Genomic DNA, 13496 nt, shown 5'->3' on the forward strand with positions numbered 1-13496 from the left:
GAGCAGCGGTCTGAAAGCACCGCGGACCCGGGAAATGAGGCTCTTGAAGGGTTTTCGGCGGAGCATCGCAACTCGGCGTGTTTACGCACTCGCTGGGCAAGCGTATGTGTCGTATCCCCGGACTAGCTTGGTGAAGCCTGGTCCCGGTGTTGAATCAGGCACTGCCGAAAAGAGGGAGCGACTGTGCGCCACCTACCCATCGAGCCGCTAGCCGTCTCGGCGCTGCCAACTGCCACCAGCCGCGAAGATTATGAGGCTGCCCGCGCCAGTTTGCTGGTCAAGGAGAAGGCGCACAGCCGCGCGGGAGATGCGATCGCCGCGGAGCGCCGCCGGCTACCGATGATCGAGATTCCCGAGTCCGTCACCGTCGTCGGTGCGAAGGGCGAGGTCCCGTTTCTGGAGGCCTTCGAAGGGCGGCGGATGCTCGTCGGTTACTTCCATATGTGGCACGACGGCCAGCCGGCGCAAGGCCAGTGCATTGGCTGCACCTACTTCGCCTCTCAAGTCCAGGGTCCGCTGGCGCACTTGCACGCACGTGACGTGACACTGGCCTACTTCTGCGAGGGCACCTATGAGGAAAGCCGGGCCTACGCGGACTTCATGCGCTACACGGCACCCTGGTATTCGGCGCGCGACGCGGGCGACGGGCTGCTGGCAGGCCGGGATTTCGGCTGGCTCGGCTGCTACGTACGCGACGATCATGGCCGTGTCTACGAGACCTACTGGACCACTGACCGTGGCAACGAAGCGGGCTTCTGGTCCTACAGTCTGCTGGACCGGACCGTGTTCGGCCGTCAGGAGGCGTGGGAGGACTCTCCCGACGGCTGGCCAAAGATTCCTGCCGGCCAGCACCAGTGGCGTAGCGACGGCCGCCCTCTAGCGCAATGGGACGTCACCGGCGAACCAGCCTAGCCGGGCTTAATCAATCCCGTTTCGTAGGCCAGAATCACCAGCTGCACCCGGTCTCTGACGCCCAGCTTCGAAATCGCCCGTGTGATATGCGTCTTGGCCGTAAGCGGGCTGATAAACAGAGCTCGCGCAATGTCCTCATTGGACATGCCGGAAGCGAGCAGCTGCACTACCTCCCGCTCGCGACCAGTAAGAACCTCTAGACGGCTATCGTTGCTGGGATTGGGAACCGGGCGGCGGGCAAACTGCTCGATGACCCGCCGCGTGACGCTAGGGGAAAGTAACGCATCGCCAGCGGCGACCGCGGTCACCGCGTGCCGCAACTCATCCGGCTCGATTTCTTTGGTGAGAAAGCCGCTGGCTCCGGCTTGCAGCGCGGAAAAGATGTACTCATCCGTTTCGAAAGTCGTCAGGATAATTACTTTGACGGCGGCCAGGGCTGGATCCGCGGTGATTTGGGCCGTGGCACTAAGCCCATCGAGCCCAGGCATTCGGATGTCCATCAGGACAACGTCTGGAAGCAGGGTTTTAGCCGCGCGGACCGCTTCGTCTCCGGTGGTGGCCTCGCCGACGACTTCAATGGTGCGGGCACGGCGAAGCAGGCTGCGGAATCCCGCCCGTACGAGTGCCTGGTCATCGGCGAGGAGCACCCTGATCGTCATAAGGACGAGCTTGGCACAGGGATTTCGGCTCGGACGGCGTAGCCCCCGCCGCTGGCCGGGCCGGCCGTGAAGCTACCGCCTAAAGCACTGACCCTCTCCTTCATCCCGGTTATGCCCGCGCCGGGCAACCCTGGTGTCCCCACGCCGTCATCCGTCACTTCAGCAATCGCTACCGTGCCAGAGTTCTCCAGGCGGACTGAAACCCTCGTGGCCTGCGCATGCCGGACCGCGTTGGTCAGCGACTCTTGAACCAAACGGTAGATAGCCTGCCCCACTGTCGCTGGCAACCCGTGCAGGTCCCCAGCCGAGCTCAGTTCTACGTTCAAGCCGCTGGCCCGGATCCGTTGTATCAGTTGCATGAGGCTGTCCAATCCAGCCGGCGGCGCCAGGTCGACGGCATCGCCGCCGTCCCGCAACACCCCAACGAGGGCGCGCAGATCAGCCACCGCCTGGCCACGCACCTCCTGCGCGATGCGCAAAGCTTCCCGGGCTTCAGCCGGGGAGTCGTCCAGAGCTTCGATAACTACCCGCAACTGGAGCCCCACCACCGTCAGCGTATGGGCCACCACATCGTGCAGCTCACGGGCGATCCGCAGTCGTTCGTCGGCCGCGCGCCGCAGCGCCTCGCTACGGGCACGTTCGGAAGCCTGTTCCCGCCACAGCAGCTGATTGCGGTAGGCGACCGCCGCGCTGAGCACCACCGCTAACCACAGCAGCTCTCCGCCAAGCGACCCCAAGACCGCCTGCGGATCACCACCCTGGACGAAGATCTCCCAACTCGCCGCAAACCCGAGCTGAAATAGCCCCACCCCAAGCGCCCAGCGTAAGCCTCCCCATCTCGGCCGGCCGGCCACAGCGACCGCGAAATAGGCCACAGAGGCCGGCCATATCCAGCCGGTCGCGGTTAGCTCGGAAGTACGGAAGGCGGTGATCGTTGCCGCGCTTATGAGCAAGGCAGCCAACGGCCAGCGGCGCCAGGCCCACACCAATGCGCTGAGCACCACGGCCAGCGGCAGCGTCGCCTCGTATGTCACCGGCTCGCCCGCAAGAGCAGCCCCTGCCAGCACGCCCACAAACGTGGCCACGGCCAATGCCAGATCAGTGGCCCGTTCCATCTTCACGACCCGATCATGCCGTTCGGCCGCGCATGCTGTGCGGCGGCCACCGCCGCCAGAGCAAGCCAAAGCAGGTTGACGGCGATCAGCAGCCGCTCCACCAGGCCAAGCAGTGTCGGGACGGCTCCGATGCCCAGCGATGGGCCATCCATGACATCCGCCAGAAAAACCGCCAGCGCGACCGTGCCCAGCACCGAGGAAATCGCCGCTCCCCAAAGCCACTGGCGTCCCTTGACCCAACGTGCCGCCAAGGGCCGGCTGAGCAGAACCGCGGCGACCGGAAAACTGGCGAATGCCAGCCACGCCGCCATCCCGTGTGTCATTTCCGATGTGGACGGACGGCTCCACTGGCCCGGTGGGTCAGCCGGAAATACCCCGGCAACCAGAACCCCCACAGTCCAGAGCGCCAGCAACCACTTACCCCACCGGTGGCCGGGCACCCGGCGCAACAACCCGTGCACCAGTGCCGACGCGAGACCCATGCCCAGAATTGCCGCGGAAATCAGCCAGCCCGCATTGCCATTCACGTATCGGCTAACCGTTTCACTGATTGGCTGATACTGCGGGTTCACCAGATCCGCCACCGCGATGCTCGCGCAAACGCCGATTGCCGTTCCAATGACCGATCGTTTCATCACCATGCTTGTCATGTGAAGAAAGCTATGCGGCCCAACGTCCTACGGTCGTCATCCAGCCGGAGTCACCTCCGCCTGCTCGCCTGGAGCACGCTGTACACCATCCGGTGTACGGCTTAGCCAGGCTCCAAGCCAATTTGGAAAGCGAAGTCCCTTATGCCACGCGCCAAACCGCTTTCTCTGACATTCAGCCACCTGGGGCATTTCCGCCGACGCGATGTCAGAACGGAGGGCCTAACGCCCGCATCTCAGCAATAGCCGCCTGCTCAATCACAAGAACCTGGTCCCCATGGCCATTTCAAGGATCTCGAAAGGCCACCGTTTGGTACCCGCGCTTTGACGATCCCGCACTGGCGCACCAGCACTTCAGGACAAGGCCCGCACTCAGCATGGGCGCCAACCGTCGCGGATCACGGCACATAGACGAAACACCCGCACGTGCGAAGTGCACGTGCGGGCTGTTCGCAGACCCAGCGCTCGCCTATTGCACTACGACACGCGACCCAAACCCATCGATGAGCGCTCATGCTGGTCTCAGCCGTATCGGGCGGCGAGCGCGTTGCCGATCGCGGCCAGGTGGTCGCGCACACCCGCAGGGCCGGTCACCTCAAGCCATTCGGCCATCCAGGCAAGCTCTCCGGCGAGCAGGTATTCGTTGTGGCCACGGATCACGACCTCGATGCGGCCATCGGCGGTGGAGCCTCCCACGTCGAGCCGTTCGCCGAGTGCCATCCGGAGTATGCCTATCCCGTCGGATGTGGATACCGCCTGGATCTCAAGTGGTGTTCGCTTGCGGTCGATCTCGTCGGCGATTTCGCGCCAGCTCTGGGCAAGGTTGAAGTCCTCGGGCCGATGCACAGGATCGCCGGTCGGATCGGCGGATGACACACGGTCGATCCGGAAGGTCCGCTGGCCGGCTTCGGTGTGGGAAACGAGGTACCAGGCCGGGCCTTTGGCCACGATGCCCAGCGGGTGGACGGTTCTTTCGGTCTCGGTGCCGTTGCGGTCGACGTAGCCGAGGCGTATCTGGAGGCCGCGGATCACCGCGTCTTGGAGTTCGCCGAGGAAACGAGGTGGCCGGTGCTCGATCCGATTCGATCCCCATCGTTGCGGGTCCACGACCAACGATGACGCTGCCGCCTCGGCCTGCACCCGGAAGGGCTCGGGCAGAGCGTGAACGAGTTTGCGCAGAGCTGCTTTCACGGCTGGCGTCGCCGCCGAGGCCTGGCCCGCGACCAAGAACAGGGCGCGGGTCTCGCTGGCGGTCAGCCCGGACAGGTCTGTGCGGGCGCCGCCCACGAGACGCCAGCCGCCGCTGCGGCCCTGCACGGAATACACGGGCACGCCGGACATGGCCAGAGCATCAAGGTCGCGGCGTGCGGTGCGCTCGGAGACCTCTAGCTCCCGGGCGACCTCTGCCGCTGTCACCTGCTCGCGCCGTTGCAGCATCAGGAGGATGGCCACCAGCCGGTCGGTTCGCATGTCGGCAACATTTTCACAAAAACCGGTCATGAGGTGACCGGTTTCGGTCGGCAAGATGGCGACATGACCTCAGCGGCGAATCCCGAATTTCCCAAGCCCACCCTTATTTCCGTCAACGGGGTGGAACTCGAAGTCTTTGAAGCAGGCCAGCAAAACGTGGAAAAACCCATTGTCCTTTGCCACGGCTGGCCAGAGCACGCCTTCTCATGGCGCTATCAGATGCCGGCCCTTGCCGCAGCGGGCTACCACGTCATCGTCCCGAACCAGCGGGGCTACGGCAATTCATCCCGCCCGGCCGAAGTAACCGCCTACGACATTGAACACCTGTCGGGTGATCTCGTCGCACTTCTCGATCACTACGGGTACGAGGATGCCACCTTCGTCGGTCATGACTGGGGTGCAATGGTCGTCTGGGGACTGACCCTGCTGCATCCGGACCGGGTAAACAAAGTGATCAACCTGAGCCTGCCTTACCAGGAGCGCGGAGAAAAGCCCTGGATCGAGTTCATGGAAGAGGTGTTTGGCGGCGACTTCTATTTCGTCCACTTCAACCGGCAGCCAGGCGTCGCCGACGCCGTGTTCGACGCGAACACCCACCAGTTCCTTCGCAACCTGTACCGCAAGAACGAGCCCCCCATGCAGCCTCAGCCAGGTATGACGCTGATCGACCTCGCCACAGCGGACGCACCACTCGGTGAGCCCGTCATGAGCGAAAGCGAACTGGCCGTTTTCGTCTCCGCCTTCGAAACCTCAGGTTTCACGGGCGGTGTGAATTGGTACCGCAACCTTGACCGCAACTGGCACTTGCTGGCCGACGTGGACCCGATCATCCAGCAGCCCACGCTCATGATCTACGGCGACCGGGATGTGATCCAGAAGTCGGAGAATCTAGCGAAGTTCGTGCCCAATGTGGAAGTGGTCAGTTTGGATTGCGGGCATTGGATCCAGGAAGAAAAGCCGGAAGAAACAAACCAGGCGATTCTGAAGTGGCTGGACCAGCGGGATGCCACCTAGGCGCAAAGAGAAAGTCACCCACACTCGGTATGGGGACCAAAGTTCTTCAAAAGAAACGGGCTATAACGAAGACACGACCTGCACGTGCCATGGGCACGTGCAGGTCGCAGGTGTGGAGGTGCCGGGAATCGAACCCGGGTCCATCGCCGCTGCAACAGGGCTTCTCCGAGCGCAGCTTGCTGTGCCTTTCTCGGCCCCACCAATCACGCAAGCAAGTTGGTGTGACGGGCCCAGCCGGGTTTGATCTCGCCGCCCCAGCCCCCCGACGGGACTAGATTGGCCAGTCTGCTAGCTGACGGTGGCTATCTGGAACGCAGACGATTCCAGACCACCGGACCTTTTAGCGCAGTCGCCTAGGCGGCGAGAGCGAGGTCTTGCTTGGCGTAAGTGCCATTTGTGTTTTCCAACGACGATTTACGAGACGGCGTTGGCTTCCTCGGCTCGCTTCTCCTGCATTCACGAACAATGTCGAAACCAGTCACCCCCAGTTTGGTGTACCCGATTACCCTAACGCCCGGGTCACTCGAAGTCATTCCAGTATCAGCCAGCCACGCACGGTGTGCCGTCGATCTTGCAGTCCTTCGCGGATTTCCCCAGCGCGAGCACGGCCGGGAACCGGATCGTGAACTTGACCGGCGTTGTGGCCTTGAGCGGCGTAATCGTGACGACCGTGCCGTTCTGTTCCACTTTCACAAGATCCTTTGACCGATTCTCCACCGCGGTGGCATCGGGCATAGTCAGCACGACCGTCCACGCTCCGTGAGGCGAATCACTCACCGTGACTTCGGTATCGAAACCCCCGAGTCCCAGCAAGGCCACGGTCTTATAGCTTGCTTTTGCCGGTACTCCCGAAGCACTCACCTGGACTGGAACATCACCTGAGGTCGGCGAGGACCCCGGTGTCCGCGACGGCGACGCTGATGGGCCGGGCTGTGCGGCTGCCCCCACCCCGTAGTCGTCGGAGGCCTGGTTGCCGGTCAGCGGCGGTAGCCCCAGCGGCAGCTGGCCACCGTTGAGCCAGACGGCGAAGGCGGAGCCGCACATCACCGCGAGCACAGCCGCGCCCGTCATGCTGAGCAGGCGCAGCCGCCGATCGCTGGGCCACCTTAGAAACCGGAGCATGGGACACCGTTCACCGTGCAGGACAAGGGCTTGCGATGACCACTGGCATCGTCACCGACTTGGAAGGAGAAGGTGAATGTAGCCTCTGCGTCGATGTGTTGGTGAACAGACGACGTGAAGGTGACACGTTGCCCGTCCGATGTGTGGCGAATCTGGTCCCAGGCGCTGGAGACGCTCGCTCCGGGCGGCAGCTCCAGCACGGCTGTCCATCCGTCCACCGCGGATGGGCCCGCTTTGATGCTGACTGTCCCGATGTAGCTCAGGCTGTATGACTCGGCGGTGCGGTACGTGGCGGTCAGTACGGTGGGCTGTGGGGTCGCGGGACGGTCCACGGCAGACGGTGAAGGCGACGGGGTCGCCCCGGGCGAGGGAGCCGGTGACGCCGTTGCCCCGGCTGCCTGACGTCCACTGATCACGCTGAACCCGGGTGGCATCGCGTCACCTGGGCCCAGGTGTGGCCGGAACACCAGCGTCGCGAGGGCGGTGGCGATGAGCACGGTGAGCACGGCCGCCCCTGCCACGGACAGCAGCCGCAGGCGGTGATGTTCACGCAGGCGCCACCATGGCGCGCGGCGCAGTGCCGCGTGCGCGGGCTGGCTGCGGGTCACGCGAGCGGACGCGGCCGGGCGTGCCGCGCTGTCCGTGCTCGCGAGCCGCTCCAGCACGGCTGGAAGGCGTTGCTGGAACAGGGTTTCGTAGAGTTCGAGCAGTTCGCCACGACGGCTTTCCCCGGCCAGGCCAAGGAATCCGCTCTGCACGACCCGCAAGTGGCAGCCGTCATCCGTGGGCTTGATCTCCCAGAGCATCTCGGTGTGCAGCTGCTCGCCTTGCCAAAGCTGCAAAATGCGCTGCGGGGCAACGACTTCGAGCACATCGACGTCAAACGGCGCGGTAAACCCCGGCGTGCCCGGTGGCGGAAAGACGCGGTAGACGCCGCCAGCGACCGGTGCCAGATCGGTGGGCAGGAACCACTCACCCATCAGCGGGCGCTCGGTCAGGGCTCGCCAGACAAGGTCAGCCGGGTACGAAAGATCGACCGTGATCTGCACGTCGCTCACGGCTGTGACTATATGGCTTCCTAGAACGGATCGCAGGTGACGCCGTTTACGGTGCAGGAATGCAGCTGGAACTGGGTCGGGCTGACGCCCTCGATCGCGAACAAGTAGGTCAGGCCGGGCCCGAGGGTGCCACGCGTCGGGGTCAGCCGCCACGCTCCGTCGCCTTTGGAGACCCGGTTCACGGCGTAGGCGCCGGTGATAGTCGCGCCCTTCGGAAGCTTGACGTCGACCTGCCAGTTGGCTGAGGTCTTGCCGCTGTTGTTGACCCAGATATAGACCCAGTACTGGTTTTGGAAGGTCATCTCCCAGTGAACCGCGGTCAGCGTCGCTATCGCACCGTCTTCTTGCGACGGTGAGCTAGCTGGCGTGCCACCGAGGAGGGTGCCGGGGCTGCTAACGGAACCGGCCACGGTGGGCGACGAGCGCAACACTGGCGGCGACGTATTGGGCACCGAAGTCTTTGACTTCTTCGGCGTGGCCGGCAGCGACGGTTTCGGTGTGTGCTCGCCGAAGCCGTCCTTGTAACCAACACCGAAGGGCGCCGCGGCACCATACGGCTCAATGATCACGGCAGGCTGGTCTTCGCGAGCTAGCGCGAACGCTCCAGCGCCAGCGACAAGCAAGGCCGATGTGGACAGTGCGACCAGGATGGGCCGCTTGTGGCCGCCACGCTCCCGATCCGGTTTTTCCGCCCGCTCCTGCGCCGCCAGTTCTTCGACGGTCGCCGGGCGCAGGCTCTCGGGCTCAGGCCCGAGATCACGCCGATGTCTCCCCATGGTGGCGCACGCTACCGGTACCACATATCAGGGTCTATCGTCCGATCGACGGAAGACTATTTAATCCATGCCCTTGGATCGGCGGCCCAGCGAACGCTGAATCTCCCGGTTGGCATCGCGTTTGGCCAGATCCTGCCGCTTGTCGTAGTCCTTTTTACCGCGCGCGAGACCTAGCTCGACCTTGGCCCAGCCATCCTTGAAATAAATAGAAAGCGGTATAAGCGTCAATCCGCTCTCGTTGATTTTGGTCGTTAGCTTGATGATTTCCATCCGGTTCAGCAGCAACTTGCGCGTGCGGCGCGGCTCGTGGTTGGTCCACGTGCCCTGCGTGTATTCCGGAATGTGCAAGTGGTGCAGGTAAATCTCACCGTCGCGCTCCTGAGCGAACGCGTCCGTGAGCGAGGCCCGGCCCAGCCGAAGCGACTTCACCTCGGTGCCGGTCAGCTGCAGACCTGCCTCAAAAGTGTCGAGGATGGCATAGTCGTGCCGGGCCTTGCGGTTAGACGCAACGACCTTCTGTCCCTTTTCCCGTGGCATGACTTCTCCTCCTCCCCAGCTAATGTGGCTCGGCAATGCTACCGGATCAGCACAGGCAACCGGGCAGCCATTCTTCTGGGTCGGTAGGACTGCCGTTGAGCCGCACCTCAAAGTGCAGATGGTTTCCAGTCGAGGCACCCGTCGTGCCGACCCGGCCAATCAATTGCCCACGGGTCACCCACTGCCCCACGCCCACGAGGATCTTCGACTGGTGCGCGTAACAGGTCGACAAGGAACGGCCCTGATAGCTGCCGTGGCTCACGCACGTGTAGTTGCCGTACCCACCTCGCCATCCGGCCGAAGCGATCTGCCCGTCAGCGGCCGCGTAGATCGGCTCCCCACCACCGGCGGCGATGTCGACCCCGGCATGCAGTTGCCACACGTGGTAGTAGGGGTCGTAGCGCTGGCCGTAGTCACTGGACTTCCAGCCGCGCACCGGCATCAATAGTCTGGCACCGGGTTGCAGCACCGGGCCGGTGCTGCCCTGAGCTTGTTGCCAGGCAAGCAATTCGGCGGCGATCCGGTCGCTTTCGCGTTTGACCTCTTCGTGCCGGGCCACGACCTCGTCACGATATTTCTGCGCGTCCGCCACAGCGCCTTCTTGCCTGCGCACGAATTCGCTCAGCTCACGCTCACTGCGCTCGGCAGCCGCGCGTGCGGCTTCGGCTTCGGCTAGCGCTGCCTTTGCTTGGCGGGAGGCCTCCTCGGCGGCCCGCGACGCCAGCGCCGCCTCACTGGAAATCGTTTTGGCCGCACGTTCCGCGGCGATCAGTTCCGTTAGTGCGTCCTTTTTGGACTCCGCGATTTTGCGGGCGTAGGAGATTTTGACCATCAGGTCTTTGGGGCTTCCCGCCGAGACAAGGGCGTTGAACTGAGCGACATCGCCGCCCTGATAGGTCATAGCGACGAACCGGCCGAGACGGGAACGCCCTTCACGCACTCCTAGGGCGACCTCGTCATAGCGAGCCGTGGCCTGATCCCGGACGAGTCCCGCTTGCGCGGCCGTCCGCGCCGCTGCCGCGGCTTGAACTTCGGCCGCCGCCACAGCTCCCCGCGCTTGAGCGGCGGCATGCCGGGCGTCAGCGACTTGCTGATTGAGGCTGGCGAGTCTCGCGACGGCCTGTTGCGCTTCGGCGGACGCCGTTTCGGCGATCGCGCCGGCCTTGGCCAGCTCAGCGTCTACCCGCTTTTTCAGTTCACTCGGATCCCCGTCAGGCTGTAGGGCTGCCATGTTCAGCAGGGCCAACACAACTAGGAGTAGGCGCCCACCTCGCATGACAGCACTCTACAGCCGACATACGGTCTAAATCCAGACAAAGCTGGACACTACACGCGAATGTAGAACCTCAAGGTAATCCAGGCGGTGACCGCGCTAACCACACCACCGATACCCGCGAGCACCGGGAACATGAGCAAGACATCGCCCCATGTCACTGGCGTGAGCAGGTTGGTGAGCGCGGCAAGGGATCCATCGAGCAGGAACACCTTCGCCAGCACGAGCATGACACCGGCCAGGATCGCACCGAGGAGAGCGGCGAAGACCGCCTCAAGCACGAACGGCATCTGGATGAACCAGTTGGACGCACCGACGAGTTTCATCACCGCGACCTCGCGGCGCTTGCTGTAGGCGGCGACCTGAATCGTGTTCGCGACCAGAAGCAAGGCGGCGATACCCATCACGGCGGCGACAACGAGCGACATGCTTTGGATCGCCCCGAGGACGTCGAACACCTTGGCCAGCAACTGCTGCTGGTCAACGACACTCTGCACGCCCGGCAGCTGCCGGTAGCCCTCGTCGATCGCACGGAACTGGGTCGGGTCCTTGAGACTGACCCGGAACGACTCCGGCATCTCATTGGGGCCAACCGAGTCGACCATCGCCTTGGCGTCGTGGAAGAGCTTCTTGAAGTTCTCGTAGGCGGCTTCTTTGCTCTCGTAGTCGACCTTCTCCACGAGCTCATCGGTGTCCAGTTTGGTCTGGATCTCCGTGCGCTGCTCGGGGGTCACGTCGGTCTTGAGATAGATCGAGACCTCGACCTGGGAGTAGTAGTACTCCTTCATGTCCTCGACCTGCAGATACATCAGCAGACTGGCGCCCAGCATGGACAATGACACCGTCATTGTGATCATCATGGCGATGGTCATCGTGACGTTACGCCACAGGCCCACCAGTACTTCGGCTAGAACGTACTTAGCGCGCATCAGCCGTAAACTCCTCGGGCCTGGTCACGAACGATCCGTCCGCCTTCGATTTCAATAACCCGGCGGCGCATCTGGTTAACGATGTTTGAGTCGTGGGTCACCATGACGACTGTCGTGCCGGTCCGGTTGATCCGGTCCAGCAGCCGCATGATTTCGATCGAGGTATCGGGGTCAAGGTTTCCCGTGGGCTCGTCCGCCAGCAGGATTAGCGGGCGGTTAACGAATGCCCGGGCCACCGCCACGCGCTGCTGCTCACCACCGGAAAGCTCGTGTGGGTAGCGGTGTTCTTTACCGCCGAGCCCGACGAGTTCAAGCACCTCTGGCACGATCCGGCGCGCGACAGCCTTCGATTTGCCGATCACCTCAAGGGCGAAGGCGACGTTCTCGTAGGCCGTCTTGTTGGGCAGCAACCGGAAGTCCTGGAATACGCAGCCGATCGTGCGCCGGAAGGAAGGGATGCGCCACGAGCGCATTGCCGTGACGTCCTTGCCGTTCACGTGCACCTTGCCACGCGTGGGGCTGATCTCGTGCAGCAGGAGCTTGATGATGGAGGACTTACCCGAACCTGACGGACCGATGAAGAAGACGAAGTCGCCCTTCTCGATCGACACAGACACGTCGTCCAGCGAGGGTCGGGACGCCTTCGGGTAGGTCTTAGTCACGTGGTCGAGTCGAATCACGGGCGAGAGTCTACGCGCTGTTGCTGTTCCGCCAAGACAACCCTAGGCGGGATGCCACTATTGCCGGAAATGTTCTTGGAAAAAGTCACTCAATGTAACTACGCGGCGCTCTTCTGTTGCTGTTTCCGCCACTTGATGCCCGCTTCCACGAAGTCATCAATCTCACCATCGAAGACAGCACTAGGGTTTCCGGTCTCATATTCGGTCCGGAGGTCCTTAACCATCTGGTACGGATGCAGCACATAGGACCGCATTTGATCGCCCCAGGCGCCGGACGCGTCAGTCTTCAGGCCTTCCATCTTGGCCTGTTCTTCCTGCCGCTTGCGCTCCAGCAGGCGAGCCTGCAGCACGCGCAGCGCCGAGGCCTTGTTCTGCAGCTGGGACTTCTCGTTCTGGCAAGTCACCACGATGCCGGTCGGCAGGTGCGTGATGCGCACCGCGGAGTCGGTCGTGTTGACGCTCTGCCCACCCGGGCCGCTGGAACGGTAGACGTCCACGCGGATGTCGTTGTCGGGGATGTCGATGTGGTCGGTCTGCTCCACGACCGGAAGCACCTCGACGCCGGCGAAGCTGGTCTGGCGGCGGCCCTGGTTGTCAAACGGGCTGATGCGCACGAGCCGGTGGGTGCCGGACTCAACACTGAGCGTGCCGTAGGCGTAAGGTGCCTTCACCGCGAAGGTCGCGGACTTCAATCCGGCCTCTTCGGCGTAGGAGGTGTCATAGACCTCGGTTGGGTACCCGTGCCGCTCGGCCCAGCGCATATACATACGCAGCAACATCTCGGCGAAGTCAGCCGCGTCAACGCCACCGGCACCAGCCCGGATCGCGACCAGGGCTTCCCGCGAGTCGTATTCGCCCGACAGCAGCGTGCGGACCTCAAGTTCCTCAACGGCCTTGGCCAGGGCGGTGATCTCTCTGCCGACCTCGGCCAGCGAGTCGCTGTCCCCTTCGTCCTGGGCGAGCTCGAGCAAGACATTGACGTCATCGATGCGCGAGCGCAGCGTGGTCAGCCGTTCGATCTCACCGTTTACATAGGACAGCTGAGAGGTGACCTCCTGCGCCTTAGCCTGGTCGTCCCAGAGGTCCGGTGCCGACGCCGCGATCTCCAACCCCTCTTTGTCTTTACGGAGTTTGGCGATGTCCAGAACCCCCTCGATCGACCTGAGTGTGGCGTCGAGGTGCTTGATCTGGTCCGCGTAGTCGGCTGTCGTCACGCAACAAGACTACAGAGGCACGAAACAGTTGAGCCTTGACAGCAACCTATCCACGATTAATAGTTAGTCAGATTTCCTATCTATCGGAGG

The 13496-nt window shown here is 63.3% G+C and carries 14 protein-coding genes and 1 other RNA gene; 2 read left to right on the forward strand and 13 right to left on the reverse strand.

Going from position 1 to position 13496, the window contains the following annotated elements:
• Positions 1-183: 183 nt before the first annotated feature.
• Positions 184-912, forward strand: coding sequence for a DUF899 family protein (locus A3E1_RS0107215; protein WP_020520078.1), 729 nt, complete (start codon positions 184-186; stop codon positions 910-912).
• Here A3E1_RS0107215 and A3E1_RS0107220 read toward each other — a convergent pair.
• From A3E1_RS0107220 to A3E1_RS0107235, 4 genes are all read right to left on the reverse strand, one after another.
• Complete coding sequence (locus tag A3E1_RS0107220; protein ID WP_020520079.1) at positions 909-1571, reverse strand: response regulator transcription factor; 663 nt, start codon at positions 1569-1571, stop codon at positions 909-911. The two genes, A3E1_RS0107215 and A3E1_RS0107220, sit on opposite strands and share 4 nt — an antisense overlap.
• Positions 1568-2686, reverse strand: a complete 1119-nt coding sequence (locus tag A3E1_RS0107225) for a sensor histidine kinase (protein ID WP_040390623.1) — start codon at positions 2684-2686, stop codon at positions 1568-1570. The genes A3E1_RS0107220 and A3E1_RS0107225 overlap by 4 nt, the downstream gene beginning before the upstream one ends.
• Before the next feature lie 2 nt (positions 2687-2688).
• On the reverse strand, positions 2689-3336 hold the full coding sequence (locus A3E1_RS0107230) for a DUF998 domain-containing protein (protein WP_083929400.1): 648 nt from the start codon (positions 3334-3336) through the stop codon (positions 2689-2691).
• 519 nt (positions 3337-3855) lie between these two features.
• Positions 3856-4803 (reverse strand): helix-turn-helix transcriptional regulator, encoded by a 948-nt coding sequence (locus tag A3E1_RS0107235; protein ID WP_026208185.1) that lies wholly within the window; start codon positions 4801-4803, stop codon positions 3856-3858.
• Here A3E1_RS0107235 and A3E1_RS0107240 point away from each other — a divergent pair.
• Positions 4762-5817, forward strand: a complete 1056-nt coding sequence (locus A3E1_RS0107240) for an alpha/beta fold hydrolase (RefSeq protein WP_211215885.1) — start codon at positions 4762-4764, stop codon at positions 5815-5817. The genes A3E1_RS0107235 and A3E1_RS0107240 overlap by 42 nt on opposite strands.
• Before the next feature lie 110 nt (positions 5818-5927).
• On the opposite strand, the gene ssrA is transcribed toward A3E1_RS0107240, so the two are convergent.
• The 9 genes from ssrA to prfB all read right to left on the reverse strand — a co-directional run bounded on the left by ssrA (position 5928) and on the right by prfB (position 13406).
• Positions 5928-6303: a transfer-messenger RNA gene (ssrA, locus tag A3E1_RS45585) on the reverse strand.
• A gap of 54 nt (positions 6304-6357) precedes the next feature.
• The gene (locus A3E1_RS0107245; protein ID WP_040390624.1) at positions 6358-6939 is read right to left on the reverse strand and encodes a hypothetical protein; all 582 of its coding nucleotides are present in this window, start codon (positions 6937-6939) and stop codon (positions 6358-6360) included.
• Positions 6924-7997: an SRPBCC domain-containing protein gene (locus A3E1_RS44525; protein ID WP_020520085.1), complete on the reverse strand. Its 1074-nt coding sequence runs from the start codon at positions 7995-7997 to the stop codon at positions 6924-6926. Before A3E1_RS44525 ends, A3E1_RS0107245 begins: the two co-directional genes overlap by 16 nt.
• Positions 7998-8017: 20 nt before the next feature.
• Positions 8018-8773, reverse strand: a complete 756-nt coding sequence (locus A3E1_RS0107255) for a hypothetical protein (protein ID WP_020520086.1) — start codon at positions 8771-8773, stop codon at positions 8018-8020.
• A gap of 60 nt (positions 8774-8833) precedes the next feature.
• Positions 8834-9310, reverse strand: coding sequence for an SsrA-binding protein SmpB (gene smpB, locus A3E1_RS0107260; RefSeq protein WP_020520087.1), 477 nt, complete (start codon positions 9308-9310; stop codon positions 8834-8836).
• A 46-nt stretch (positions 9311-9356) separates the two neighbouring features.
• Positions 9357-10586, reverse strand: a complete 1230-nt coding sequence (locus A3E1_RS0107265; RefSeq protein ID WP_026208187.1) for a M23 family metallopeptidase — start codon at positions 10584-10586, stop codon at positions 9357-9359.
• A gap of 50 nt (positions 10587-10636) precedes the next feature.
• Positions 10637-11512: a permease-like cell division protein FtsX gene (ftsX, locus tag A3E1_RS0107270; RefSeq protein WP_020520089.1), complete on the reverse strand. Its 876-nt coding sequence runs from the start codon at positions 11510-11512 to the stop codon at positions 10637-10639.
• A complete protein-coding gene (ftsE, locus tag A3E1_RS0107275) occupies positions 11512-12192 on the reverse strand; it encodes a cell division ATP-binding protein FtsE (protein ID WP_026208188.1) in 681 nt (226 codons plus the stop codon). The genes ftsX and ftsE overlap by 1 nt, the downstream gene beginning before the upstream one ends.
• A gap of 98 nt (positions 12193-12290) precedes the next feature.
• A complete protein-coding gene (gene prfB / locus A3E1_RS0107280) occupies positions 12291-13406 on the reverse strand; it encodes a peptide chain release factor 2 (RefSeq protein WP_020520091.1) in 1116 nt (371 codons plus the stop codon).
• Positions 13407-13496 lie beyond the last annotated feature (90 nt).

The sequence above is a fragment of the Catelliglobosispora koreensis DSM 44566 genome (assembly GCF_000379685.1).
Lineage (GTDB): Bacteria > Actinomycetota > Actinomycetes > Mycobacteriales > Micromonosporaceae > Catelliglobosispora > Catelliglobosispora koreensis.